A 26895-nucleotide genomic window follows, 5' to 3' on the forward strand; every position below is an offset into this window, starting at 1 on the left:
AACATGAACACTTTGTTATTGTCGCCCCACACGGGGGGCGGAATTACTGCTAACGCATTAAGAGGCAAGCCGGGCGAACGCCGAAGGCATGCGAAGCAGCGCTGGAGTGCGAGTGGCCGTAGGAGTCCAGGCGGCACGCGTAAGCAGAGGACGCGACATCAGCAAGCCACCACCAATCACTATATTTTCCGTTGTAACCTTCTTGAGCTATGCGCTTGTGATGGTTCTTGAACATGTCTAGCATGTTTTCACCATCGAATACCTCTGCCTTTGTTAAAAGTCTCAGGTAATCTCCGTTTGAATCTTGTTTGATTGTTTCCTTGAACCAATCTGGAAGAGTCTTGTAAACCACCTCATTTAGATACTGTCTGATGTCACTGTTCAAGTAGCCTCCTGCTGTAGTTCCATCCTCATTCCAGGCAATGTCTTCGCCTAGCGTATGAGTCCACACAACTAGGATGCAATCATCTTCTACGGTTGCCACTTCTACCTCGTGAGTGTTTCCATCAATATCCTGAAATGCGAATCTATCACCCTGCTGCAATTCGCTCATGTTATTAACTGACTGTTCTATAGTTCTTGTAATCTTTAATGCTTCCATATTCCCTCCTATATGTTCTTAATCTGACTTGCTATTATGTTAGCGGTCTGTGTGTACAATACGTTTGGATACTGCTGCACCGCCCGCGTAACAAATGGCCATTCCTTTTGGTCTGTATACGCTCCCATGTGGTAACGAATGCACATCATTTCCTCTTTTGTTAACCATTCTATTAGGTCAAGGGCTATGATGAGTGATAGGCTGCCGTGACCATCTAATAGTCTTTCACCAATATATTCGATCTCGTAACCTGTTTCCTTAGGCTTTATTTTGTAGCTTTGAGTCTTGCACAAATCATGTAATAGGCCGACGACCAATGGAGAATCTTCTTTTTGCCATCTAAGGCCTAACTTATTTGTGAAATTAACAAGCTGCTCTGTGACTTCTTTGGAATGTTTATAAAGTCCTCCGGGGATGTTACCATGATGTGATTTTGCTGCCGGTGCTGTGAAATAATCACAATCAACTAATAGCTCAATCATGTTCTTGAGTCGTTCTGATTTATCGCTGTAGCATTCTATGAAATCATCTATGTTTCTTTGTTCTACCTCTTCCATGAGAGTTTCAAATGTTTTAGGCGGCCTAAGATTTTCAGCGTACTTATTAAACATTTCTAATGTTTCTTCTGTTGTCACAGAACTCACCCCTTTCGAACATCTGACCTTTACGTGCTACTGCTGCTACCTGGATACTTTCAATCGCAAGCTTTAATGCTTTTTGTTTGATGAAATGGAACTGGTCTGCAACGTTACTCTCTACTGCATTACTCTTTGTGTTTGCCCAAATGCTTTCAAGCATCTCCTCGATGTTTTCGAGTTCTTCTTTGGCCTCCTCTATTTCCTCTTTAAGGACTGCGTAGCTTTCATGTCTTGAGTGGTTGTTGCCAAAGCGTTTAACAGCCTGCTCATATTCCTTATCTATCAATGCTTCTATCTCAATATCTTTAATTGCGCTTGCCATTTCTTTTCCCCCTTACCTTGTCTTTTCCATGTAGTTCTCTATTTCTTCTGCAAGGTCCTTCTGTCCTGCTGCATCAAGCTCGCATTTTGCTCTATCTAGGAGCTCTCTTTGACGCTTATGTGATACATATGCCTTATATCTTGCGGCTCGCTTTTTATTTACAAAGAATATTGCTCTCTCGCTGCCTACAACCTCCCCGTACCTCATAGATACCTTTCTGACCTGCAATTCGGGGATACCTAACTTTCTAAGCATCTGAGCAAGGTTATCAGCTGTTAACATTCTGCACATGTTATCCACAATCTCTTCATCACCGATGTAATTCGATAATTTTTCATGTACGCCATCTATTACGACTTCTAGCTGCTCGGAATCGAACAAGTCTATTAGGTACATCTTTAAGATGTCCTCTAGCTGCTCTTTTCTTTGCTCAATTGTGTATCTGATGTCTGTTAACAAGAACTCGGTCATTACTGTTGGGAATGTTTCCTTTGGATTGCTTGCGTAGTACATCACAGACTCTCTATCAGCTGATCTATCTTTAAATGCTGGGTATACCATGCCGATTGAAGGTTTAGCCATTACCCAATCGCGCTCTCTTAGACCAATTAGATTATCTTTGCACTCTATACCTGGCTCAGAGAGTTTTACAGGACATACTGCGCATACGATGTAGTGATAGGTTTCTTCTGATTCATCAATGGCCTCCCCTGCCGCATTTACCTTTACTACGTCGTAATTATCTTCTACTAGGATGATTAGGTATCTTCCTAGTGTGTCATAATGTGGGATAAGCCCTTCATAGAAGCTTTTAACTGACATATCATCTTCTAGACCTGCATTCCAAAGATTGTAGATTGATGTACCCTCATAGGTGTCTTCTAAGTCAAGCATCTTCTCTTCAGGCTTTCCCGAAAATATCTGTTTAACTACTGCTGCATACTTGAACTGTTCTTCCTCTGGCATTGCCAGAAATGACTTGTTAAACTCCGTCAATATCTCGCCCTCACTCACGTATGCTGCTCGGATACGTGAAAAAGAAACAATATTATCCTTTACATTAGCTTTTAACTCGTTTAGACATTTTGCACTTAACATAACCTCTCTCCTTTACCATTTTGAATAAACTAAATCCTCTTCGTTCCAGTTCCTGTAATTACTCCTTAGGTAATCAGCAAATATCTTTAGCATTTCCTCTCGATTACCCTTATTTCCGTTATCGAGCATCATGTGATGCCATTTGCAGCCTATGGCACCGTTTTTAGCGATGCCTAGGCCACCTTTTGACCTTGGAATGTAGTGCATTGTCTCAAAGATGCTTAAATCTAGTGGCAGTGCACCCTCCATCATGTAGTTTTGCTTACAAAAGATGCATCCTGAGTCTCTTGAATATATTTCCTCTCTTTCCTTTTGTGAAAACTCGCAAGCTCTTGTGCGTTTGCTGGCCATGACAAGTACCTCCCTCAAATGTTAGTGATATTCCGTTTTCTACTGCGTACTTGAGCACTAGCTTGCAGCCTTTTGACTTTTCCCAGCCTCTTGTCATGTATACAGCGTCGCAGGTATCCATGAGGGCGTATGAGACATGCATATATTGCTCATGTGTTGTTGTATCTGGCATCTTGCCATTAATCTTTGCTGGGTTTACAGGTTCATAGCCTGCTAATTTCAACATCTTTTCTGCTAGATTAAAACGTCTGTTATAATCCGTGGTTCCTGTGATAGGACCACTAATATAAATTCTCCCTTTGCTCATAGCCCCTCCTAATTTGTTTTTGTTATCCAAATGAGAACCAGTAAACCTATCACTATCCATCCCTGCAGCTCTGTCATTACTCATCCTCCTCTTTATCCGGTAAGGTTAGCTCATAGTCATATAGTGCTCTTGCTAAATTCTGTAGATACTGGCCAACCAAATAGCCCGAATTGCTCTGCAGCTCCCTAATCTTTGTACTTGTAATATCAGGCTTGCATACCTCGTTTCTAATACCATCAATAAGGCTTAATACATCTTCTCTAGCCCTCTCTACTTCATCAGGGAATTCATCCTGCTGCACTGCGTCGCTTTCTTGGTTAGTGTTATCAAGATCATCGTCTTTGTTATCAACTTCTTGGATTTTGTTCTCAAATTCTTGTGATTCGTTTTCATTTTCTTGGATTTCGTTCGCAACTCCTTCTGCTTCATAATCCTCTGGCAATATTTCAGGGCAACTCTCTGCAAAATCCATTTGACCTGGTACCTGTGGCTCAGGTTCTTCCTCTGGTTCTGCTTTAACTACCCTCGTTTCCTTCTTAGGCTTCGATTCTTGCACCGGCGCAACTGGATACTTTTTCTCGTAACGCTTTTCCCATTTTTCTTCAGGAGTTTTGTCAAATGGTAGTTCCGAAGCTACACCTGCATATGTCCATGCTGCTGCAACATCGTTCCAATCATAGGTTTCTTTTTCTCCTGTTCGAGAATTAATAATAGATACCTTTTCTTCCGAACAAGCAAGCATCATTCGACCTTTTCCTGTTACTCTGACTGAATATATTCTGGTGTCAGAAGGGACCATAATAATTGGCAGCTGCCTTACGAGTTCTTCTACCTTATCCACCCACGCTATAGCTGCTATCTTGATGTACAGCTCTGGGGAAGTCTCTCCCAATGCTAAGATGGTCTCATATAAGAGCTTTGAGCGTTCATCCACGTCCTCCAGGTTGTAAGCCAATGGATTTGCGCCCTCGCAGAGTCTTTCGATATCAGAAGTCTCTTTTTCGGCGTCAAATTCATTCTTTAACTCTGTGATTTCTGCTTTAGTCATCTCAGGAGTCAATTCTTCATTCATTGATTCAGGGAGCTGTAACATAACAGTTAGCTTTGCGTATCCGTATCCCTGATATTTACTATCTAGCTTGTCGCTATAACCGCCCTCTGCAAATTTATCGTTGATTGCGATAAATCTGCTGACATAAGTTGAATTTAGGCTATATTCTGCTTCTGCAAATTCTGCAACTGTTTTATAGCCGCTCTCTTCGAGTACATTTGTGTCCCTGGCCACCTTTAACAGGTATCCAAGCCTTACAAAACTTTCTGCTGTCTCCTTAACTACTCTGTCGCACTCCTGCTTAAATTCTTGGTACGTTTTTTGGTAAATAATTTCTTCCATACTCCCTCCTACATTGCTTTCATAAAGTCTGCTTCTAATACATCAGCTAAGAGCTGACCGGCTAGTGCTCCATGCCATACTTTCTTTTGGTCTTTTCTAAGCTGTTTATAGTTCTCTACTCTTAAGTGATCTGCTACGACTCCCAACTCTTTTTCTTCAGGAGTTAGCTTCTTTAAGAAATACTTTTGCCATTTTTTGAGGAACGGTATAGCCTTTTTGAAATCCTCATTTTGCTTGTCTCCTGTTGTTCTCTTTTGTCTGATGTTTCCACCTGGCTCAACCTCAAGTGTGTACCATGGGATATCAGGACATTTGCTGTGCCTCAAGAAAAATAAATAGCTTTCGTCTCTTTCGATTCTGTCGTAGTAATAATCTGAGGTATGAACACAGTGGCTAAGTACTATTCCCTCTGTCACAATATCCTTGATGCTTTCAGGGACTGTTATTACATAGTCGCCTGCTGCAAACTCGAACTTTTTAAGCTTTGGTAATTGCTTATCTACCTTTGGCCACTTTTTCTCTAAGTCTTTGACCATTTTATCTATGCCCTGCTGAGACCTATAAACTACTAACTTATCGTGGGCTAGCTTCAAATCCTTTGGCTTATATATTTGCTCCAAATCAATGTTCATCTTCATTTTTTCAGCCATATTCAAATAATCAGCCCAGGTTCTTATGGTGTCTTCCATGCTGCTACATGAAAGATTGCACTGTTTGATTAAATAATTAGCTGTTTTGATAAAAGTCATTTGACTAGGAACAAAATTCAATTGTGATGGCTCGATTTCCTCTGCATCTAATCGCTGTATAAGCTCATCTGGCCAAATAGTGTTTTCCTGCTTCTCTCTTTGCAGCCATTCAAGAGCTGACCAGCCGCCTTGCATATTTTTAAGGCGATGTAGTCTTGATTTATCAATCCTTAGATTTTTGCTTAACTCTGAGGCTTCAAAATCGATAACAGTGTCCTCTGCCTTTAGCCTTGTGTATCGATAATGTTCCAGAATATCTTTGTCTAATTTAAACATTCCGACTTTGGCCAATCTTTCAATTATTGGATATTGCCTTTCAATGTTTAAGTACTTAGCCAAATCACAAGGCAACTCTTTCCATAGAGGAAATGCGCTTTGCTTAAGCCAGCTCTTTTTCAAGAGACTTTTTATATTTGATGGGTAGAGCCTGGTTGCACTGTAGTAGGCATAATCAAAATAGTTATACTTCTGCTTTACCCATCGCATATATTTGTTTTTGTATGAATCCCAGTTGTAGACTCTAATAGTTTCGTCTTCAAACATTAGTATTCGTTGCCATTCGTAGAGGTGTGTTCTAGGATTCATATAGTCACAATAATTTATGCTGTATGAATATTTACGTACGACTATTCCATCCTCTACAGGCTGTGCCAGCTGAGCATTTCCGCTTGTTGTAAGTGTTCTTATTTTTCCTAACGATTTGAAAGTTCCTTTCGTTTTACATCTAGGACATTTACAAGGCTTTCCGTGTTTTGGATTCACAATTGGAACCATCTTTTCGCACCTTGTGCAATAACCTTCTTTCTGACCATTCTTTGAGTACTCATAGATTATGAAATAGTTATTGAGGCAGTTCTTTTTGAGCCATTTTTCAAAATTCTTTGGTGTCTCAGGAATTAGGCTCATATCTTCATCCCAAGGTGTTGTCTCTCGTCGTTCCCTTGCCTCTATATCAGCTTCCCTAATCTTGTTTTGCCAATTCATAAGGCAATCAATTGGCTTTTTAGGTTGTGTATACCAATCAGTAAGCCCTTTGAGTGTCTTAGTGGCATCGGCATTGATAAAAACTTTATAGGTGTGGTTATAACAGCCATCTCTTTCGAATCCTTCGTAGTAACCTCTGTTTTCGTTTACTAGATTCCTAAAAAAGCTATTTGACCATCTTAGTTCCTTGTAGTTTTCATCAAGGATTCTATTGATCCATTCATCACCGTCTGGATTTAGGAATATTTCAAACTTTGGTGTGGTGATTCCTTTTCTGAGCCAACTATTTAAGAAAACGGCTATCTTGATATATGGTCCTAAGCACTGGACGCGCAAGAATATTGAATACACAGGCAGCATCTTTGTGTTTGGTTTTGATTTGCCGTACCAATAACGCTGTGGCTTTTCTACTTCCAAATAGGCTTTCTGTACCATCTCTTTTGTGGCTTCAAGCCTTCGGAGAGCTCTAAGAATATCTTTTTTCATCCTAGGCCTCCTTTCCGAGTACGTTGTAAAAGGTATCTGGCTGGATATCTTTTCCATCTACTAAAAAGATGCCTATATCTGTTACATAACCAGCTCTGTCTTCTTGGACCAGACAGATAATACTGCCTGCTGCACCGCTCGCCTTTGGGTGCCTTCCACGTGCTATTACATATCCATCCCTTGCTATTCCTTTATCCTTCTTTATTCGCTGGTTATACTCGCGCTTAGGGTGGTCTTGCATCCATTTACATTCGAGTGCCACTAGCTGCTGCAAACTGATTTCTTTTAGGATTGTGATATCTGTACAAGCCAATCGTCCGGTACCGTCCTCGTGTACATCTCCCTTTATGTCCACGACACAATAACGTGCAGTATTTCCGCTATACCAGTCCAGTACCTCTATTGGCTCTTCTACTACATGAAATCCTGCTGCAACGCACTGAGCTTTATCCTCTGTATATCGCTTTCCGACCTCATACTGAAATGTTCCAGTTCCCATGGTGCAAGCGAGGTCTTTGTTGAAACCTTTATAGCAAATCATGGTGGCCCTCCTATCCTAGATAGTACTGCTCCATGAGTTTGTATCTTGTGGCTTTGCTTGGAACTCCAATAGAAAACTCATGACCGTGCAGCATCTTCTCAATCTCTGGGACTTTCTTTACAATCTCCTTTGCAACAACGGCTCTGTTCTTATAGCCATCGTCTGCAAGAGCTGCAATATAACCAGCAACATCTTTCTTCATTACTGCCGCACAATAATCTCTATTGATTGTGCATTCAGCTTTGATTTCATCTACCCAGTCAATAAGGACTCCACCTAGATTTAGATAGTTTGATTCAACATCAAGCCTTCCAACTGCTGCACTAATTGGTGTTGCTAACTCATCAACATAATCATCTGCATAGTCTTGTGCGTCTTCTGGATCAATTCCGTTTTCCTTTGCGAGCTCTTTAAGAGCCTTAATATCCGTCTTAAGCTCTGCAGCTTTCTTATTAAGCTCCTCAACGCTCCTAAAATCTCCATACTTGTTGTTTAATTTCATTTCTTACCTCCTGTTTGTTAACCTTTATTTATTAGTGTCTCAAGATACTTCGTAGCCTTTTGATAGCAAATTATTTCATCATCCTCTTCGATGACATATGGGCGTGGGCTATCGTCTGTATGAAGTAATATTTTGCAATCGTTCATTGTCTTCTTGCAGTGATGCAATAAATCGGGCTTTACTTTCTTAGCTTTCCTAAGCACTCTAAAGTACTCATTGATTACCTCTTCTCTCTCCATCTGAATCTCCTTGCACCGGTGCAATTTTGCCTTTTTCTCTGATAGCTCTTTTTAGTCTTTCTTTGCCTTTGTAAGACTCATTTAGTTTGACCATCATCTTTCGACCTTTTAGAATTTCAGCTACCTGTTTCCAGTCATCAGCATATTGAACAGGCTCACCGTTTGACTTTCTCCACGAGTTGCTCTCCCATTTAATAAAATTCGTGGAAATCAGATTAAAATACATATAATCGCTTGATGTGTGTATTAAAATAGCGTCGCATTTAATATTTATGCGGGTTAGCGCGCTCTTCAAACACAGAATCTGAGAATGCTTATCAGTGACCTGCTTCACACTTCCTAAAATAGTCTTCTCAAAATTGCCTGAGCGGATAATATAGCCTACATATCCATCTTTTGGCTTTGCTACAGAAGTGATTCCCGACTCAATACATATCTCTACCATCATGGAAGCTCACCTCCGTCCGCTCGTATCTCGATGTATTTGCAATAACTTAGGCCAGTGAAAGGATTTTCACCAAATACCAATGAGTTTTTATCAATCACAAACCCTTTATGCGGTGTTGGTCCATTCTCTATGATTCTTCTCACTGTTCTTCGGGCGTATTTCTTTCTAACTGGAACAGGTCTCACTAGGTTCTTACTTGTGGATATGCTTGTCATTTCCTTCAATGGCAAGCCCTGTTCTTCAGCTTTCTTCTTTTGGCCATCTGTCAATTGCTTCGTGACATAATCAGCTATCTTATGAGCATCCTCAGAAGCTCCGTTGAATATTTCAAAGTGGGCGCGTCCAACCTTCCAATATCCTGATATGATTTCTTCTGTAGACGGATCACCTCGTAGTCTATTGATAAGCATGTGAACATGTACTCCACCATTTCTGCCTATCTCTATTCGTTTTATCCACTTAAAATCTGTGTCACGCTTCTTATAGTGCTTTCTGACATTGTCAGTTAAATTCTTTATATCCTTCTTTACCTGACTCATTGTTAGTCTTGTTCCTCCTGGGTATGTGAATGTCACCCACAGGTCTCCTTTTTTAAAGTTGGCTTTGATTGTTCGCCTATATTTAATCTCCCTATTCCGCTGGTTCTGTTTTTGGATTACCTCAGGGGTTACATTCTTCCTTTTGTTTCTTGTCTCTCCCTTTGCTCCATATCTGCCAGCGAATTTAATATCAACTTCAATCGAGTCAGTAAAGGTGTATGTGTCTTTTATATATGCCATGGTTAACCTCTAACTTTAATATTCTTATCGAGCTTTCAAAGCCCGTCTCAGGGCTTGATTTTGCTTGCTTTCTGAGGCATTTCATGGTATACTTTTCTTAGTTAAAAGAGTTTTGTGTATGCCACAAAATACCTTGACCAGTAACCCAATTACTGGTCTTTCTTTTTGCTATTTCTTACGACTGAAATTGTTGCCGAACTGGCAAATGATACTTCTCCCAATTTCATTGTTCATTCTCCCTATTTATAAAATGTTGTGTCTTTGTATTCGAACAGAAATGTTAGATTGGCTGAGTGCCAGGTTTGTTCTTCTGATGTGACCTCGAAGAATAGAGCTCCGTTCGAACCGTCCCAGTAGTTAAGGACCATTTCTAATGCTTGAAGGCATTCTTCATCAGGTACCGCCGAGTCATAATGACCATCCTGAATCGGGGTGAATTGACCTTCCTCAAAAATGACCTCTTCAATTGTGTTTGGAAAATCTTCTGATAGGACTCTGTTGTGAACTACATTCATCACAAGAGCTTTCCCTACTACTCCTTGATTTCCCGCTTCGGCTTGCGCCAATTTCATCAACATTATTGATTCTTCATCGGTGTAGTCTAACCTTGCTGCATCCTCTATCTCCTCCGCTGTTACTGGAATAGAGGTATTTGCTTCTGTATAGGTCAGCCCCCCCGATTGCATTTTGCTTACTGCTTCTACAACACCCGCCGTGCTGCTGCAGTTCTTTGCAGCTCTCATCTCTGCTAACTGTCTATCTAACCGCCGATTAGTCAGTTCACTGAGTGGCCACCCTACAAGTAACCCTGCTGCAACTGCCATCACTGACAGCCTCAATATTCTTTTTTTCATCGTCCTTCCCCTTTTTCGTTATTTTTAACGTGTCAATCTGCACGTTGTTTTGATGAGCCCATAGTCTTATTAGGCTCTCTAGCATCTTTGCGCCTTTATCCTCCATGGGCGTCTCCTTTCTGCTATACTCTCCTTATCAGATGTTGCAGATCTGAAATAAAATAAGGAGGAATAGGTTATGCGAAACAAAATAATTGTCAATGCTTTTTCTGTGGCTAGGTTGGCCAGCGAAATGGCTAAATCTGGTCACAGATATGTGCAGGTATCTATTTTTGATTCTGAAAACGATAACCCTGCATTGTTGGCTATGGTTCCTTTTACCCCTGGTGATGATGGTGTCGTTTTGAACTATGAGCCAATTGAAGCAGTTCCTAATGAAGCTAAAATCATTGAATCTGATATTTGGGCTTTGCACATCGATGAGGAACTACTTTAAGTTGAAACTTTCAAAAAAATGAAGATGTGGCTTGTTGTCATGTCTTCTTTTTTTGTTTATTTTTCCTATTGCCTTAGTGATTTCATTTCTAAGCTCATATTGTTCTTTTTCATCTAGACCTGTAGAGCTAACTTGAATAACCACATATCCTTTTTGTTGTTCTTCGTTGAATGATGTTACGATGTAGTCCATGCTTTCCTCCCTTCTCCAGTGTTTAATTAGATACTGTCAAGTATCTAATTCTTAGTGATAACCGTAGGGTATCACTAAGTAATCTAATTGATTACCCTTGGGTAAAAAATAAAGAACCTACGGTAACTCCAAAGAAATTGGCTATTGCAACCTTCATCTTATCGTTAGGCATTCTTATGCCAGTCTCATACTGAGATATAGCCATCTTGGTGCAGCCTAATGCTGCTGCAATCTCTTCTTGTGAGCGATTTCCGCGTAATTCTTTGATTGACTTTCCGACCTCATCAGTCGAGCGTAATGTTGCTTGCATCATTTTTCTCCTTCTTATTATTTTAAGTCTCATGTAATCTAACTGATTACTTGTTTATAGTAATCGACTAGATTATAATTGTCAATAGCAAAATAATCTTTTTGTTTACTTTTTTATCGGAGGAAATCAACGATGGCTGAATTTAAAGAGCGCATCAAGGATTTGCGCTTGAAAAAAGGTTTTTCACAACAACGGCTTGCTGACTTACTCGAAGTGAATAAACAAACAATTTCTCAATATGAAAGGGGGGTGAGGTTCCCAACTAAAGAAAATTTAGAAGCTCTTTGCGATGCTTTTAATGTAACATCTGATTATCTGATTGGAAGAGAGGACGTTTCACCCGTGCTTCTTACGGGTGACGAGCTAGCTCTCATTGACATGATACGCAATACGGACTCGGCTATTTCCGTTCCGCTTGCTCGAAAGATTAGCTTACTTAACGAGGCTCAGCTCGAACAGTTAAGCGCAATGATTGATGTTATGTTTCAATCCAAATAAATTAAATATATTTTCCTTGGGGCATCTCTTCTAGCTCTTAGCAAGGATTTTGCCCTTTTATTTTTGTCATATTCTGTATGACATAATATAGTGGAATTTTTGCCACTGCAAATTGAATAAGTTTTACTACATGGGCATCGCAATATTATATGTGCCCTTTAATTTTTGCACCGGTGCAATTAGGGCAAACAAAAAAGCACCCCGCAGGGTGCTAAATTGTTCAACGGTAGTCGGCCGTTATATTTTAGAAGGAAATGTTTCCTCTAACTTTAATCTGATTAAATTATACAGCAATCTTTTGTTTTGTCAACAAATAGCGCAGCAACCACTAGCTCCTTAGCGCCTCAGCTATCAGTTGCATGAGATTTGATTAATGCAGTTGACTAGGCTGCTTCATAGCTTCTACTATCTCTGTTAGCAGCTGCTGCACTTCTAAAGCCGATTAAAGATTAATCTTCTTTCTTGCTGTCTCGCCAAACATCATATGCAAGTCTCATTACTGAGGCTGTTGTATTGATGACCTGGCAGATTAAAGTTAGCATCCTAAACATTTTTCTTCCCTTCTAAACTCACGCAACCAGGCAATGCCTATTATATAGATTCGTACAATGCTATACAAGGAGATTTTATGAAACGCGCTGCATTATATTTACGAGTTTCAACACAGGAACAAAAACAAAATGGTCTATCTGTTGATAGTCAATTATACGCTCTCAGGGAATATTGCAAGGAGCACAAGCTGCTAGAAGCAGGTGTGTATTCTGATGCTGGTATCTCTGGACATATTACTTATAAAAAACGTCCTGCTCTGCTGCAACTAATTCAAGACTGTCAGGATGGACTTATTGATATTATCATATTTACTAAGCTCGATAGATGGTTTAGATCAGTTAAAGATTACTATGCTGTTATGGAACAAATTGGTGATATACCTTGGAGAGCCATCTGGGAGGACTACACAACTGAGGATTCAGCTGGTGTATTCAAGGTTAACATTATGCTCGCTATTGCCGAAGCAGAAGCCTCTCGAACCTCAGAGAGAATAAAAGCCGTTAATCAATATCGAAGGGAGCAGGGCTTCTATGTTGGTACAGCTCCTACAGGGTATAAGTTAGATAAAGGTCGACTTATTATTGATGAAGAACAACGACTTCCTGTGAAGACATTTTTTGAGACATATCTCTCAACTTTTGATATAAAAACTGCTTGTCAAGCTATGTGGAATGTAGGCGGTAATATAGCAAGGGATACAGCTAAACAAATGCTCCGGAATCCTGCTTATTGTGGGGATGCTTTCGGTGGTTACAAATGCGAGCCTTATATAACCAGGGAACAGTTTGAATTGCTTGAGTCAAAGATTAGGGTTGCCGGCAAGGCTCCAAAAAGACAGCGTCACACATACTACTTCACTCAAGGCATTTTTAAATGTGCTTGTTGTGGCTGCAATATGATTGGTTCAACAAGAAACCTTCCTGTCAAGGATGGCAAAAAGGCTTATAAGTGGTACCGTTGTGTGAGTGCTAGAGATTGGAAGTGCGAAAACACTAAGTCGATTTCCGAGTTACGTGTAGAACAATTTCTTCTCTACAACATTGAGTCTCAAATTAAGGATTACAATCATCAGATGTCTTCTAGAGCTAAAGCCATTAAAGATGTAGACAAGCAAAGAGCTAGACTTAACATGAAATTACACCGTCTTGGTGAACGCTATGAAGATGGTGATTACACCAGGGAAGAATATGTTAAAAAAAGAGATGCTATTAAAGATGAGCTATTAAAGCTCGGCTATGACAGACCAATAGAAAAAAAGGCTCTTCCGAATAACTGGCAAGAAATATATGAATCTCTCGATGCAGCTCATCGTAGAGCCTTCTGGTATCAAAACATTTCTGAAATTACATGGGATGGCCAAAACCTTGATTTTAGGTTTTAGCCGTTACATGTGTCTAAACCGAGTATAGCATTTGCAATATCATGGCGCATATATTTATTCTCAAAGCTAATCCACTCTGTAGCCTCATAAGCTTTTGCTCTAGCCTCAACTAAATCTTTGCCAAGAGCAGTTATTCCAAGGACACGTCCGCCGTTTGTCACAATCTCACCCTTGTCATTTTTAGCTGTTCCTGCATGGAAGCAATAGTAATCCTTATTATTAAACTTCTCGAAGCCTGTAATAGGAAATCCTTTTTGATATGATACTGGATATCCATCAGATGCAAGCACAACGCACACGCAAGCCTCATCTGAGAATTTCAAATCAATCTGGTCCAATGTACCATCGATACATGCATTGAATACGTCGATAATATCATTCTCTAATCTTGGCAATACTACCTGTGCCTCTGGATCACCAAATCTGGCATTGTACTCAAGTACCTTAGGACCATCCTCTGTAAGCATAAGGCCGAAGAATATAACACCCTTGAAGTCTCTGCCTTCTGCCTTCATTGCATCAACAGTAGCCTGGAAGATATTCTTCTGGCAATACTCTTCGATTTCCTTTGTAAAGAATGGAGAAGGTGAGAAATTTCCCATACCACCTGTGTTAAGACCTGTATCTCCATCGCCGGCACGCTTGTGATCCTGAGCTGATGACATAATCTTTACAGTGTTGCCGTCAACAAATGAAAGAACAGAAACCTCACGACCTGTCATGAACTCTTCTATAACCATAGTATTTCCAGCATCACCGAACTTCTTGTCCTGCATGATTTCTGCCACACCTGCAACAGCCTGCTCATGATTCTCACAAATGAGAACGCCCTTTCCAAGGGCAAGTCCATCAGCCTTTAATACGATTGGATACTTTGCTGTCTCAAGATACTTAAGAGCAGCCTCAGGGTCAGTAAAGTTCTCATATCCTGCTGTTGGAATATTATACTTTTTCATCAAATCCTTTGAAAATGCCTTTGAGCCCTCGATAATAGCAGCATTTTTTCTAGGACCGAAGCAGCGAAGTCCTGCCTCTTCAAATTTATCCACTACGCCGCCTACAAGTGGATCATCCATACCGATTACAGTAAGGTCAATTTCCTTTTCCTTTGCAAAAGCAACAAGCTTATCAAACTCCATAGCCTTGATATCTACGCACTCTGCAAGCTCCGCAATACCTGCATTTCCTGGTGCGCAGTAAATCTTATCAACCTGTGGGCTTCTAGACACCGCCAAGGCAATTGCATGCTCACGGCCACCACTACCTACAATTAAAACCTTCATAAACTATATCCTCCTCTAGTCCGCCTACCTTTCATAGATTATATGTATTACCATTCGCCACGCTTTCGCTCTTATTCGCTCATTACCCTACATAAGATGCTGCTAACGCACCATCTAAGTAGGGATGGCTCATCAAGGGCTCATCGATAAAACATATAATCTATTCAGTTAGGCTCACTTAATAATTTAGTTGTCTGAAATACTCACTTTACCATCCACTACACTAACTCGTCCCTGTGCTATTAAGTCGATTGCCTGCGGCATGATAATCCACTCAGCCTGCTCCATGACACGACGCTGAAGCACTTCCGGTGTATCACCTTCTAGTACCTCAACCGCTTTTTGGAGAATGATTGGGCCTGTATCAGTGCCTTCATCCACAAAGTGGCATGTTGCTCCAGTAACTTTTACACCACGAGCAAGAACTCCCTCATGAACCTTAAGTCCATAGTATCCAGTACCGCAAAAACTTGGAATCAATGATGGATGAATATTAATAATCTTATATTCGTATTTACGAATCATCTCTGGTGGAATAACTACTAGAAATCCCGCAAGCACTACAAGATCTACATTATATGAATCTAGTTTCTCCAAAAATGCCTTGTTGAATTCTTCCCTAGAGGCAAAATCCTTAGGGCTCACGCAAACGCCCTCAATCCCTGCCTTGGCAGCACGCTCTAAAGCATATGCATTTTTATTATTAGAAATTACAACTGCAATCTCAGTATTATGAATTGTCCCATTATCAATGGCATCTATTATTGCCTGGAGATTTGTACCACCGCCAGACACACAAACTGCAATTCTCATTTATTCTCCTAGTTTACAAGTAGCTTCTTACACTCACAATCCCTAAGTTTGCTTTCTTCGACTAACATGTCTCATCCAGCAAACCCGGAGATTGTTAGCTAGAAGCTACATTTATACTATTAAATATTAAAGTCACCTATTTTAACAGACTAAATTAAATCCACGCCCTTGTCGCCATCGATGATTTTACCTACTACGTATGGTGTGTCACCGGCTGAGCGCATAGCCTCCATTGTCTTGTCCACGTCTGCTGGATCTACAGCAACAATCATACCAAGTCCCATGTTATATGTGTTATACATCATCTGCTCAGAAACATTGCCCTTTTTAGCCATAAGCTTAAAAATTGCAGGAACCTCATAAGAATCCTTTTCAACTACAGCACGCTTACCCTCTGGAAGCATACGTGGGATATTCTCGTAGAAACCGCCACCTGTAATATGTGAGCAAGCCTTTACGCGAACACCTGCATCCTTTACAGCCTTTAAAGCCTTAACGTAAATACGTGTTGGAGCGATAAGTGCCTCGCCAAGAGTGCAGCCCAACTCATCATAGTATGTATCAAGACTTTCCTTTGTCATTTCAAAAATCTTACGAACAAGAGAGAAACCATTTGAATGAACACCAGTTGAAGCCATACCAATAAGAACGTCTCCGTCCTTTAGGTTCTCACCAGTGATAATATCCTTTTTATCAACAATACCTACAGCAAAACCAGCCAAGTCATACTCTTCCTCTGGCATAAGTCCTGGATGCTCTGCTGTCTCACCGCCTACAAGGGCACAACCTGACTGCTTACAGCCCTCTGCAACACCGCTAACGATTGTTGCAATCTTCTCTGGGATATTTTTACCGCAAGCGATATAGTCTAAGAAAAATAGTGGCTCTCCACCAGCGCAGGCAACGTCATTTACACACATAGCAACTGCATCGATACCGATTGTGTCATGCTTGTCCATAAGGAATGCAAGCTTAACCTTTGTACCGCATCCATCTGTTCCAGACAAAAGTACTGGCTCATCCATATTCTTGATAGCACTCAAATCGAATGCTCCTGAAAATCCGCCAAGGCCACCAAGCACCTCTGGTCTCATAGTGCCCTTCACAAACTTCTTCATGAGCTCCACTGACTCATATCCTGCCTCAATATCCACTCCTGAACTCTTGTAATCCATGTTTCTCTCCTTTTTCTTACAATTATAGTCCGCTAACACATCCTAGTTTATCATGCTCCCGCAAGGCATCCCTCACACTCGTGCAAGGGAACCTTCCCGCCCGGTGTAGGCCCCTCCCTTGCACGGCGTGATACTTCCTTGCTCGCGCTTACCAAGTTAATATTGTGTTAGCTCATTTATTATTAAAATAAAAGGAAACCCTTGATTTCCAAGAGTTTCCTTGACTATCTACGATAAGAAGGCACGATAGCCTTCGTTTTGTAATTTAGAATCCTTAGACTCCACCTGTTCCTTCTGTTCCACGATAAAATCATGGAGAGCGCCTGCTAATTCAGAATCTGTCATAGCAAGCATTTTAACAGCGAGAATACCAGCGTTAGCGCCACCATTGATGGCAACGGTAGCTACAGGCACTCCTGTTGGCATCTGTACAATTGAATAAAGGGAATCAACACCACCAAGGTCGCTAGTTTTCATAGGGATACCAATAACTGGGCCCTCAAAAACAGCCGCACACATTCCTGGTAAATGTGCTGCCTTGCCTGCGCCTGCGATAATACACTTTACGCCGCGATCTTTTGCTGTCTTAGCGTACTCTACAAAAATATCTGGCTCTCTATGGGCTGAAATAATACGAACCTCATAGTCGATTCCAAATTGCTCTAAAACCTCAATAGCCTTGGCCATTACAGGCATATCACTATCGCTTCCCATTACTACACTTACAGTTGCCATTTCATTATCCTCCATTACTCAAATACTTTATTTAATTCCTCCGTACCTGGCACTACAAAGCGTCCCTGCACGATAATTGGCAATTCTCGTCCATCCGCTGTGTGGACTATGATGTCACCAAGTTCATAATAAGGAATTGTTATATCGGTGTGGCAATTAAAATATGCCTTTGAAATATCTGTCTTACGAAGGAGTGAGCATGAGTTATCACGAGCAATGCACTCCTTTCCATCAGGATTGTACATTGGTACATCCTCTGAATGAGAATAGCATGTATCACCTACTGCAAAGTGTGGTCCAGTCTTTTCTGCAATGAGAATTGGAAGCTTATCAGCAATTCCAAATTTCTGGCCCATAACAAATGCTCTTGTGTTTGTTCCAATAGCAAACTCTCCAATAGGAAGTGTCTCATGCTTGAAGAGAACATTGTCAAAAATATATTTCTTGTTTTCTTCTTCTGTATCAAAATTGCTACAGCTATAAGATGTGATTTTGCCATCCTCGAACTTCATCTCAAGGTTCTTATAGCAAAGCTCATTCAAGTAAACCTGTGTAACGTGAAGCACACCATTTGTGCCCTCAAGCTCAGGAGATGTAAATACCTCTCCAACAGGAATGTTTACATCAGCAACGCAGTTCTCAAAATTAGTCTGATTGCTAGGGTCATCTAAGTGATGAAGCTTTACTGTAATGTCAGTGTGATTATCGCCACGACCTGTTACGTGAACTGTCTCACCCTGATCAAGCACATCAATAATGTGCTGCTGAATATTTTTGTAAAGCTCATAATCCATTGTATTAACAGCAACAGTCTCATTGAAAATCTCATTGAACTGGTCGCCAATTTCAGGAATAGGATAAGAAATAATAGTAAAGCTACGCTCCTCACCCTTAATGTACTGATTTGTAATCTGTCCATTCTGGCTCATAAAATATACATTGAGCTCATTTTGCTTGTCAGTGTACTGAGCATTTGCAGGATAATTCACTGGTGCAAATGGCACCTCACCAAATGTCTCAATTACAGCTGGTCCTCCGTATACAGCAGCAAGTTCCTTGTGCTTTTCAAATGTGTTCTTAACCACTTCAAGCATTCTATCAGCAAGGCCTTTGTCCCATACATAAGCTCTGTCATCCTTGTGGTCATACTCGCACTGCTTGTTAGGTACGGTAGAGAAAAGGTTGCGTCCCTCTTTACCACCAAAACGAACTGTTGCAGCAAGTCCAGCCTGGTTGAACATTTTGATAGCTTCACGAGTCATAAGCTCGAAGCCGGCAGGAGCATTAACCCCAACAGTCTCCTTGATTGAAATATCCTTACCGCAAACCTCAAAGCCCTTGATGTAGCCTTCTACATAAGTGCGAGCCATAGCAGCCACCTCTTCTGCAGGCATGCTACGAAGATGTGCAGCCATTTTTAGCTCATTATCACTAATATACATACCATATCTATAGAGGTATCTATCATCTGATAAATCAGCATTCATAATGATATCTGTGTAGAAATCATATTCTGGATCAACCATGGAAATAAGGGATTCTCCTAAGAAAATCTGACAATAATCATGGCGGAATGAGCTAAGTGAAGATTGGATGTCTTCCCTACGGAATTTGTCCTCTGACTCCATCTGGCATACACCATAGATTTCCATGAATAACTCACAATAAATAGTGAAAATATCAAGACGGCCAGCAAAAGCTGCACGGACCATATCTGTTAATTTGTAAAATACAGCAGAAAGAATTCCGCCGATTTCCTGTCCTAAATGCTCTACTGCAAATGTAGGGCAAAGGAAGCTATTCTCATAAGTATCCTTGCTATAAATAGAAAAAATTCTATCATGATCAGCCTTGCATTCCTCCAGAGAACGATTGCTAATTTCTCCTGAGATTACCTTTTCAAGTACAGGCTGTACAGCCATGATAAAATCAGCCACCTGATTGAAATAAGCCTGTAAGCTTTCTGGTAACTCTTTATCATCTTTGATTGTTGCAATGCGCTCTGTGACAAGCTCAAAGCGCTCTATTATGTCATCAGTTTCCTGATAAAAGTTCTTGCTCATAATATCTCCTAATTAACCATTCCTAAAACAATTGTAGCTGTCCAAATAATCATTGCAAAGGTGCTGATTCCTAGACAGATTAATCTATATTTAATTTCTGTTTTTGTCTTCATTTGACGAATATTGAATATAAAGGCTCCTAAAGCAATGCAAAAGCCCAATGTACCTGTACCACCCAGCCACTTTGGTGTCTCGCCAGCAAGATATATAGAGCCTGCAATAAGACCGCCATATAACAATAATGAAAAAATAGACACTCCAGCAGCATACATAGCTTCGATTGGTAAAGCCTTTAGCTGATTGCCGTTGGAATTACGTCTATGCTTGTATATCCTAGCCATTATCTCACTCCATATTCCTGATAATAAGCATCAATTTTCGACTTCATTTCGTCATCTATTACAACTCTGCCCTGGCACTCTCTGTTGTAAAGATGCTCTACAACCTCATCCATTGAAACAATGGCACCAGTTTTGAAACCGTATGTTTCAGCGACTTCATCAAGAGCTGTTTTTGATTTATCACCAGAAAGTCCAACCTCCTGACGATTGAGGGAAACCATAAGACCTACGATAGTAACATCTCCCTGTGCTCTAACGATTGGCACTGTCTCTTCCATACTCTTGCCAGATGTAGTAACATCCTCAATCATAACCACACGGTCACCGTCCTGAATCTTGTATCCAAGAAGTGAGCCCATGTCAGCGCCATGATCCTTTGCTTCTTTACGATTGCTACAGTATTTAATTTCTTTGCCATAAAGCTTGTAAAATGCCTCAGCAGTAATAACCGCAAGAGGAATTCCCTTATATGCTGGTCCAAAAAGAACATCAAAGTCCTCCCCGTAAGCATCGTGAATTGCCTTTGCATAATACTCGCCAAGTCTCATTAACTGACTACCAGTAACGTAAGCTCCTGCATTCATAAAAAAAGGAGACTTCCGTCCACTCTTCAATGTAAAATCACCGAATTTGAGGACATCAGACTCCACCATAAACTCTATAAATTCTGACTTGTATCTTTCCATAAATTGTTTCTCCTAATTGTACAACCAGATTAATTCCCAAAACCTCTCCGATTGTACCATAGAAATAAAAGCTTTTCAATCCAAAAGAATACTTCTAATTCGTGAAATGGAATGTTATTATCTTAGCATGAGAAAAAAAGAATTGGCATTAATTGTCATAGATAGGTTAAAAAAAGAATATCCCCTTAGTGATTGCACTTTGGATTATGATGACGCATGGAAGCTGCTTATTTCTGTGCGCCTTGCCGCTCAATGCACTGATGAGCGAGTAAATCAAATTGTACCATCATTATATGAAAAATATCCTACCATCAGCTCTATCGCAGATGCAGATGTTGCAGATATTGAGGCCATAGTGCGCCCTTGTGGTTTGGGCAAATCAAAGGCTAGGGATATTGTTGCATGCATGAAAATGCTCAGGGATGTATTTGACAATAAGGTTCCAGATACAATGGAAGAACTTCTTTCTCTCCCTGGTGTTGGCCGAAAATCAGCCAACCTCATACTTGGTGACGTCTATGGCAAGCCTGCTATAGTCACAGATACACATGCTATCCGACTTTCAAATCGTATTGGTCTTGTTGACAATATAAAAGAGCCAACCAAAGTGGAAATGGCTCTTAGAAAAATAATTCCCCCAGAGGAGGGCAATGAACTATGCCATCGTCTAGTGGATCATGGCCGCGCTGTATGCACCGCAAGAACCACACCTCATTGCGAGATATGCTGTCTTGCTGATATATGCAAAAAGAATTATTGATATTAATTAAATTTAGGAGACATTATGATAAAAACAATTATTTTCGATATCGGTGGTGTTCTTATCGGATACAACTGGAAAGAATATCTAATGAATGAATTTGACAATAATGAGGCCCTGGTAGACAAACTCAGAGCCAATATTTTCGGAGAACACTGGATTGAAGTGGACAGAGGTGTTTGGACAGAGGAACAGCTTCTTGCAGACTTTACTAAAAATATTCCTGAGTTAAAAAATGAAGTATTAGAATTTTGGAACCAAATAGGAAATGCCCTATGGCAATTTGATTTTACAAAGGATTGGATAAAAGAGCTCAAATCTAGAGGCTACCAAGTCCTCTTCCTTTCAAACTGGTCATATCATCTCAAGGAGCAGGCTGCTAAACAGCTAGACTTCCTACCACTTATGGACGGTGGAATTTTCTCCTGTGATGTGAAATTGGTTAAACCAGACCATGCTATCTATGAAGAGATAATCAAAAAGTATAACCTTACTCCTAGCGAATGTGTATTCCTTGATGACAAAGAGGCTAATGTAGTAGCTGCTAGAGAGTGCGGACTCAACGCAGTTCAGGTCATAAATCACGAAATAGCTGTAGAAGGTTTAGAAAAGCTACTTGCACAATAGCAAGTAGCTTTTCATTTTCTACGGATTTCGGTTCTCTTAACTAATTTTTTCTTAATGACTTATATGTCAACTCAAGCATTCCTATATTTAATAGAGCAAATATAAGCAAATATGCTGGCATGATTCCAATGCCTATTTGCTGCTGAATTATTCCAAATACTGTAGGCATAAATGTGCTGCCAACATATGCAGAGGCCATTTGAAGACCAATTGCCGCCGCACTATATCTCTTACCGAAATTTTCTGGAGCCATATGCTGGATTGAAGGATAAACAGGACCCATTCCTGTTCCTATTATTACAAACCCAACAGCTGCAACTATATATCCAGCACTTGGAATAGCCACAAGCAATATTCCAAATAACTCTACTATTATTCCAATTCTTATTAACAATCTGTCGCCAAGCTTATTTGAAATCAAACCAGATATAAATCTTCCTAGCATCAATCCTCCAAAGATTAATGAACCAAAGGACGCTATAAGCTGATCACTTAATCCTGCTCTTGTACCAGCAAAATAACTTGGTGTCCAAAGGAAGCAAGTACATTCTCCAGAGCAATAAGCAAAGAAAGCGATTAATGTAAGAATTACACCTGGTTGCTTTATAGTCTCACGAATCCCAGCGCTATCTGCAATTTCTTCATCCTGTTCTTCCTTGCCAATCTTCCAAAGAGGTAAAGAAAGAATGCAAACTAATAAGATTCCAATTTGAAGATATGCTGTCCAACGATATCCCTCGTTCCATCTAGCATACTTGAGAGCTAGCGCCATAATTGATGGGCTAATCACAGCTCCCACACCATAAAAGCAATGCAAGAAGCTCATAACCGAACCCGAATAATTATTAGCAACATAATGGTTTACTGAAGCATCTATTGCTCCTGCTCCAAGTCCATATGGTATCGCAAATACGAACAATAATGCATAATTCCACGAAAACGAAAATCCCAGTAATCCAAATACAGTAAGTAAAATAGATACTATTACAATCCATTTTGTATGAAACCTCTTAATAAATCTAGGACTAAGTAACGCCGAAATAATTGTCATAAAAGAAATTGTCATAGAAACGTAGCCTGCATATGAGGATGGCACATCAAATACCATCTGCATCTTTGGCCAGCCTGAGCCTAGCAATGAATCAGGCAATCCCAAACTAATAAAAATCAAATAAATTACCGCCAAAAGCAATGAACCCATCTAGTAATAATCCTCCAATTTTAATTAATTAATCTATACTACCTCGCCAATATATCAATAATTAATGTTGGCTGCAATAGGTTAAGAGCCAAGTTGTATATCATCGTTTATATGTATCTACCAAGCTATTAATCAGTATCTCTTCCTTGATAGTATAATCACTTTTTGCCCAGTAAACGCAGCTATTAAACAGAGCTCCAGAGAATGCAATTAACTTATACTCATCCTCATTTGCCAACCATTTCTTCTTAACATAATCCGTAATCATTTCTAAGAAAGTCAGACCATAGCCACACTTAATTATCCCGTCTAGTAATTCTCTATGCTCATATACATAATCAAAAAAATGCCCTAAATATTCCTTATCAAAGAATTCTCCATCAGGACTACTTATACCAATCGTTATGAGAAAGGTTGGCCTATGCAGCATCCTAATCTGTTTGTTTTGTGTCGGTAAACATATCATTTTTTGTCATAGAAGAATCCACGTATTTATCCCATTTATATTATTCAACAGTTACTACTTTTGCCAAGTTTCTTGGCTTATCAACATCTAAACCTTTATCTGCAGATACAAAATATGAATAAATCTGCAAAGCTACAATCTCTGGAAATGCCATGTATACATCTTCCAAATCAGGCAAGCCTATTACATGATACTCATCTGAAAAATCCTCTTTAAGCTCATTCTTTGCAAGTAGTACCACATTTGCCCCTCTAGCCTTGATTTCTTTTACATTTGATATTGCTTTAGAAATCAAATTAGTCTGAGTCACAGCAGCAATAACTGGTGTTCCCTCAGATATCAATGCAATTGGGCCATGCTTTAATTCGCCTGCTGCATATGCTTCTGAATGAATATATGAGATTTCTTTGAGCTTTAAAGCACCTTCCATTAACACCAAATAATCCAATCCACGACCTACCATAAATAAGTCAGGGCAAGTGATTACTTCTTTTGACAATCTATGAATATCATCCTTTTTCTCAATAACTTTTGCCATGGCATTTGGAATTTGCTTTAAGTTCTTGATGGCAGACTCTAAATAATCCTCTGAGATTTTTCCTTTCAGGAAACCAGCTTTAAGAGCAATCATATAGAACATCAAAAGCTGTGTAGTATATGCCTTTGTACTTGCAACTGCAATCTCTGGGCCTGCATCTGTATAAAGACTCATATCCGCAACTCTAGACATAGATGAACCACGCACATTTAAAATAGCAAGACATAATGCCCCTGCTTCTTTTGCTCTGTTCAATGCTTCTAATGTATCAATAGTCTCACCAGACTGGGATACGGCTATAAATAAAGTATTCTCATCCAAAACAGTATCAGAATAAATAAACTCTGATGCCATTTCTACCTCAGCTGTAATACCGCACCATTTCTTGAAGAGTTGAGCTCCTACCATTCCTGCATGAAGCGCTGTTCCACAAGCTACAATGCAAATTCGATTGTATTTTTTTAGTGCTTTATCTAGCTCTCCATTAAAGCCAAAATCAATATCGTTGTTTATAAGGTAATTGCTGAGAATTCTTCGAATGCAAGAAGGCTGTTCATCTATTTCTTTAGCCATGTAGAAAGGATATCCCTGTTTACCAGTTGAAGTTACATCCCAATCAACCTTTGTGAATTCCACTGGGACCTGATTTCCATCAAAATCTTCTACTGTGTAAGCAGATGGTTCTAATGTCAAAATAACATTCTCATCTAAAACAAAATACTCTTTTGAATACTCATAAATAGCTGCTGGATCAGAAGCCAAAATAGCATGACCTTCACCGTGAGCAACAACGATTGGGTTTACATTTCTTACTGCAAAAATGGTATTTGGAATATCATCAAACATAATTACAAGCGCAAATGTACCCTGGAGTTTTTTAACAGTTCTCTTGATAGCTTCCTTTGGATTTCCATCGTAAAACTTATTTAAAAGGGCAGCCACCACTTCTGTATCTGTCTCAGAAACAAGCTTGTCAGAAAGCTCATATTCCTCCTTCAAAAGGGCATAGTTTTCAATGATGCCATTATGAACTATTGTAACCTTTCCAGATTTATGAGGATGAGCGTTAACATCACTTACACCACCGTGAGTTGCCCATCTGGTATGACCAATACCGCAGCTAAAACTAGCGTCTGAGTTTGGAATAATCTTTCTCAAATCACTAACTCTGCCCTGGCATTTATAAATCTGAGTGTCAGTCTCGTCCTCTTTTCGCACAGCGAGCCCTGCACTATCATATCCTCTGTACTCTAGAAGCTCCAAACCATCTAGAATCTTTGCTAAAGCATCATTTCCAATAAAACCTATAATTCCACACATATTTAATTCCTCATTCTTTCTATTATTCACGACCTAAGTCGATAAAACTCTAAAATCACCTATCGCATTACCTCTGTTTTGCAGTTACCTGCATATTTAATAATGCGTTCGCACTAGGCTGTACGGGAGGGCACCCGCCGAATTTTCGATAATCCCTCCTCCTCGTTAACCAGTATCAAACTGGTGCATGGCGCTAAAACGAGGAATAAATACGTGGATTTCTTTCCTATTCAATTTTCAATCTACGACGATGTGTATTCTAACGCACATGCTAACTTATGTCAAACAAAATCCCCCTCATACTGCATCAACAATATAAGGGGAATATAGCCTTTCTATGTGTATTTTTTATTAAAATTTTCCTACTTCGTTCCCATGAGAATTGCAGATCCAGAAAGCCCCATCCACTTTGATTCCCATTTACTCATAAACATGCCGTTTGTAGTATCCACAAGCTTAACATCTTCGTAGCCCATGTCCTTTAATTTTTTTACAAAGCTTTCCATATCACCATATTTCCCCTTAGACATAATATCGTGGATAGCAAATGTGCCACCTTTTTTTAACTTATTTAGAGTCTCAAGAAGAATCGCCTGTCTATCCTTGCTTGGAATATTGTGATAAACGTAATTGCTGGTTACTGCATCAAAAGTCTCATCTTCGAAATCCAACTTACATGCATCACCCTTGCGGAAAGATGTATTAGCAACGCCCTCAACAATTGAATTGTTTTCACATAGTTGCTTACTAAACGAAGCATATTCCTTTCCCCATCGATCAACACCAATCATTTTTGCCTTCGGATTTTTCTTTGCACAGGCAATTGTAAGAGCCGCACTTCCGCAGCCTACATCTAGCCCAATTCCGCCATCAGGAATTTTCACATATGATGAAACTCCCTCAATAATCTGTTTTGACATCTGTCTTTTGCCATTATATGAGAATGCTCTATACATTAAAAACATCCATATAGCAGCGACTGCACTAAGGGCGGTTAACACCAATAAAATAATTCCAAATACTGATGAAATTCCAACTGCTGCTGTTATCACCCCTAGTACAACTGCTGTCAAAAATGCACTTAATACCATGCCCTTAGGCATCCAATTTTTGTAATCTACTTTCATAGCAATCTCCATTTTTCAATAATTATTTTTTATCAACAAAAACAATCCAGTTAATCATAGTATCAAGAATAAATTTGTAAGTTCCTCGCTCAAACATCT

32 protein-coding genes are annotated in these 26895 nt (G+C 39.9%); 5 read left to right on the forward strand and 27 right to left on the reverse strand.

Annotation, left to right across the window (positions count from 1 at the left end):
* Positions 1-49: 49 nt before the first annotated feature.
* From E7276_RS07075 to E7276_RS07140, 14 genes are all read right to left on the reverse strand, one after another.
* Positions 50-601 (reverse strand): DUF6273 domain-containing protein, encoded by a 552-nt coding sequence (locus E7276_RS07075; RefSeq protein ID WP_294215594.1) that lies wholly within the window; start codon positions 599-601, stop codon positions 50-52.
* A gap of 8 nt (positions 602-609) precedes the next feature.
* Entirely contained in the window at positions 610-1236 is a 627-nt protein-coding gene (locus E7276_RS07080; RefSeq protein WP_294215595.1) for a hypothetical protein, read from the reverse strand.
* Entirely contained in the window at positions 1205-1561 is a 357-nt protein-coding gene (locus tag E7276_RS07085) for a hypothetical protein (RefSeq protein ID WP_294215596.1), read from the reverse strand. The genes E7276_RS07080 and E7276_RS07085 overlap by 32 nt, the downstream gene beginning before the upstream one ends.
* Positions 1562-1573: 12 nt before the next feature.
* Complete coding sequence (locus E7276_RS07090) at positions 1574-2659, reverse strand: DUF4317 family protein (RefSeq protein ID WP_294215597.1); 1086 nt, start codon at positions 2657-2659, stop codon at positions 1574-1576.
* A 12-nt stretch (positions 2660-2671) separates the two neighbouring features.
* Positions 2672-3010 carry a hypothetical protein gene (locus E7276_RS07095; protein WP_294215731.1) on the reverse strand — a complete coding sequence of 113 codons (339 nt, stop codon included), beginning with the start codon at positions 3008-3010 and terminating at the stop codon, positions 2672-2674.
* A complete protein-coding gene (locus E7276_RS07100) occupies positions 2922-3317 on the reverse strand; it encodes a DUF4406 domain-containing protein (protein ID WP_294215600.1) in 396 nt (131 codons plus the stop codon). Before E7276_RS07100 ends, E7276_RS07095 begins: the two co-directional genes overlap by 89 nt.
* A 76-nt stretch (positions 3318-3393) precedes the next feature.
* Positions 3394-4710 carry a hypothetical protein gene (locus E7276_RS07105; protein WP_294215601.1) on the reverse strand — a complete coding sequence of 439 codons (1317 nt, stop codon included), beginning with the start codon at positions 4708-4710 and terminating at the stop codon, positions 3394-3396.
* Between the two features lie 8 nt (positions 4711-4718).
* On the reverse strand, positions 4719-6929 hold the full coding sequence (locus E7276_RS07110; protein ID WP_294215603.1) for a PcfJ domain-containing protein: 2211 nt from the start codon (positions 6927-6929) through the stop codon (positions 4719-4721).
* Position 6930: 1 nt separating this feature from the next.
* The gene (locus tag E7276_RS07115) at positions 6931-7470 is read right to left on the reverse strand and encodes a DUF7666 domain-containing protein (RefSeq protein ID WP_294215606.1); all 540 of its coding nucleotides are present in this window, start codon (positions 7468-7470) and stop codon (positions 6931-6933) included.
* 10 nt (positions 7471-7480) lie between these two features.
* Positions 7481-7972: a hypothetical protein gene (locus E7276_RS07120; RefSeq protein WP_294215608.1), complete on the reverse strand. Its 492-nt coding sequence runs from the start codon at positions 7970-7972 to the stop codon at positions 7481-7483.
* Positions 7973-7989: 17 nt separating this feature from the next.
* The gene (locus tag E7276_RS07125) at positions 7990-8211 is read right to left on the reverse strand and encodes a hypothetical protein (RefSeq protein ID WP_294215610.1); all 222 of its coding nucleotides are present in this window, start codon (positions 8209-8211) and stop codon (positions 7990-7992) included.
* Entirely contained in the window at positions 8186-8659 is a 474-nt protein-coding gene (locus E7276_RS07130; protein ID WP_294215612.1) for an RNase H family protein, read from the reverse strand. The genes E7276_RS07125 and E7276_RS07130 overlap by 26 nt, the downstream gene beginning before the upstream one ends.
* Entirely contained in the window at positions 8656-9438 is a 783-nt protein-coding gene (locus E7276_RS07135; protein ID WP_294215614.1) for a rolling circle replication-associated protein, read from the reverse strand. Before E7276_RS07135 ends, E7276_RS07130 begins: the two co-directional genes overlap by 4 nt.
* A gap of 239 nt (positions 9439-9677) precedes the next feature.
* A complete protein-coding gene (locus E7276_RS07140) occupies positions 9678-10292 on the reverse strand; it encodes a cell wall hydrolase (RefSeq protein WP_294215617.1) in 615 nt (204 codons plus the stop codon).
* 178 nt (positions 10293-10470) lie between these two features.
* On the opposite strand from E7276_RS07140, the gene E7276_RS07145 reads away from it, so the two are divergent.
* Complete coding sequence (locus E7276_RS07145; RefSeq protein WP_294215619.1) at positions 10471-10728, forward strand: hypothetical protein; 258 nt, start codon at positions 10471-10473, stop codon at positions 10726-10728.
* On the opposite strand, the gene E7276_RS07150 is transcribed toward E7276_RS07145, so the two are convergent.
* Both E7276_RS07150 and E7276_RS07155 read right to left on the reverse strand, forming a co-directional pair.
* A complete protein-coding gene (locus E7276_RS07150) occupies positions 10720-10920 on the reverse strand; it encodes a hypothetical protein (RefSeq protein ID WP_294215621.1) in 201 nt (66 codons plus the stop codon). The genes E7276_RS07145 and E7276_RS07150 overlap by 9 nt on opposite strands.
* 91 nt (positions 10921-11011) lie before the next feature.
* The gene (locus E7276_RS07155; protein WP_330598948.1) at positions 11012-11233 is read right to left on the reverse strand and encodes a helix-turn-helix domain-containing protein; all 222 of its coding nucleotides are present in this window, start codon (positions 11231-11233) and stop codon (positions 11012-11014) included.
* A gap of 129 nt (positions 11234-11362) precedes the next feature.
* Here E7276_RS07155 and E7276_RS07160 point away from each other — a divergent pair, with 129 nt between their 5' ends.
* Positions 11363-11728, forward strand: coding sequence for a helix-turn-helix domain-containing protein (locus E7276_RS07160; RefSeq protein ID WP_294215626.1), 366 nt, complete (start codon positions 11363-11365; stop codon positions 11726-11728).
* A 628-nt stretch (positions 11729-12356) separates the two neighbouring features.
* Positions 12357-13661 (forward strand): recombinase family protein, encoded by a 1305-nt coding sequence (locus E7276_RS07165; protein ID WP_294215628.1) that lies wholly within the window; start codon positions 12357-12359, stop codon positions 13659-13661.
* Here the strand turns inward: E7276_RS07165 and purD are convergent.
* The 7 genes from purD to pyrE all read right to left on the reverse strand — a co-directional run bounded on the left by purD (position 13658) and on the right by pyrE (position 20757).
* Complete coding sequence (gene purD / locus E7276_RS07170; RefSeq protein ID WP_294215630.1) at positions 13658-14944, reverse strand: phosphoribosylamine--glycine ligase; 1287 nt, start codon at positions 14942-14944, stop codon at positions 13658-13660. The two genes, E7276_RS07165 and purD, sit on opposite strands and share 4 nt — an antisense overlap.
* A gap of 186 nt (positions 14945-15130) precedes the next feature.
* Positions 15131-15757, reverse strand: coding sequence for a phosphoribosylglycinamide formyltransferase (gene purN / locus E7276_RS07175; RefSeq protein WP_294215632.1), 627 nt, complete (start codon positions 15755-15757; stop codon positions 15131-15133).
* 149 nt (positions 15758-15906) lie between these two features.
* A complete protein-coding gene (gene purM / locus E7276_RS07180) occupies positions 15907-16932 on the reverse strand; it encodes a phosphoribosylformylglycinamidine cyclo-ligase (protein WP_294215634.1) in 1026 nt (341 codons plus the stop codon).
* 228 nt (positions 16933-17160) lie between these two features.
* Positions 17161-17667 (reverse strand): 5-(carboxyamino)imidazole ribonucleotide mutase, encoded by a 507-nt coding sequence (gene purE, locus E7276_RS07185; RefSeq protein WP_294215637.1) that lies wholly within the window; start codon positions 17665-17667, stop codon positions 17161-17163.
* Between the two features lie 14 nt (positions 17668-17681).
* A complete protein-coding gene (locus E7276_RS07190) occupies positions 17682-19730 on the reverse strand; it encodes an aminopeptidase (protein WP_294215638.1) in 2049 nt (682 codons plus the stop codon).
* A gap of 8 nt (positions 19731-19738) precedes the next feature.
* Positions 19739-20071, reverse strand: a complete 333-nt coding sequence (locus E7276_RS07195) for a hypothetical protein (protein WP_294215639.1) — start codon at positions 20069-20071, stop codon at positions 19739-19741.
* The gene (pyrE, locus tag E7276_RS07200) at positions 20071-20757 is read right to left on the reverse strand and encodes an orotate phosphoribosyltransferase (RefSeq protein WP_294215640.1); all 687 of its coding nucleotides are present in this window, start codon (positions 20755-20757) and stop codon (positions 20071-20073) included. The genes E7276_RS07195 and pyrE overlap by 1 nt, the downstream gene beginning before the upstream one ends.
* 127 nt (positions 20758-20884) lie before the next feature.
* Between pyrE and E7276_RS07205 the strand changes: the two genes are divergently transcribed.
* Together E7276_RS07205 and E7276_RS07210 are read left to right on the forward strand one after the other, a co-directional pair.
* Positions 20885-21517 (forward strand): endonuclease III domain-containing protein, encoded by a 633-nt coding sequence (locus E7276_RS07205; protein WP_294215643.1) that lies wholly within the window; start codon positions 20885-20887, stop codon positions 21515-21517.
* 24 nt (positions 21518-21541) lie between these two features.
* Complete coding sequence (locus E7276_RS07210) at positions 21542-22144, forward strand: HAD family hydrolase (RefSeq protein ID WP_294215645.1); 603 nt, start codon at positions 21542-21544, stop codon at positions 22142-22144.
* 40 nt (positions 22145-22184) lie between these two features.
* On the opposite strand, the gene E7276_RS07215 is transcribed toward E7276_RS07210, so the two are convergent.
* The 4 genes from E7276_RS07215 to E7276_RS07230 all read right to left on the reverse strand — a co-directional run bounded on the left by E7276_RS07215 (position 22185) and on the right by E7276_RS07230 (position 26796).
* Positions 22185-23345: an MFS transporter gene (locus E7276_RS07215; protein ID WP_294215648.1), complete on the reverse strand. Its 1161-nt coding sequence runs from the start codon at positions 23343-23345 to the stop codon at positions 22185-22187.
* A 100-nt stretch (positions 23346-23445) separates the two neighbouring features.
* On the reverse strand, positions 23446-23775 hold the full coding sequence (locus E7276_RS07220; protein WP_294215649.1) for a hypothetical protein: 330 nt from the start codon (positions 23773-23775) through the stop codon (positions 23446-23448).
* Positions 23776-23851: 76 nt separating this feature from the next.
* Positions 23852-25669 (reverse strand): glutamine--fructose-6-phosphate transaminase (isomerizing), encoded by a 1818-nt coding sequence (gene glmS / locus E7276_RS07225; RefSeq protein WP_294215653.1) that lies wholly within the window; start codon positions 25667-25669, stop codon positions 23852-23854.
* Positions 25670-26031: 362 nt separating this feature from the next.
* Positions 26032-26796, reverse strand: coding sequence for a class I SAM-dependent methyltransferase (locus tag E7276_RS07230; RefSeq protein WP_294215656.1), 765 nt, complete (start codon positions 26794-26796; stop codon positions 26032-26034).
* Between the last annotated feature and the right edge of the window lie 99 nt (positions 26797-26895).

The sequence above is a fragment of the Pseudobutyrivibrio sp. genome, assembly GCF_015057185.1.
Taxonomy (GTDB): Bacteria; Bacillota; Clostridia; order Lachnospirales; family Lachnospiraceae; genus Pseudobutyrivibrio.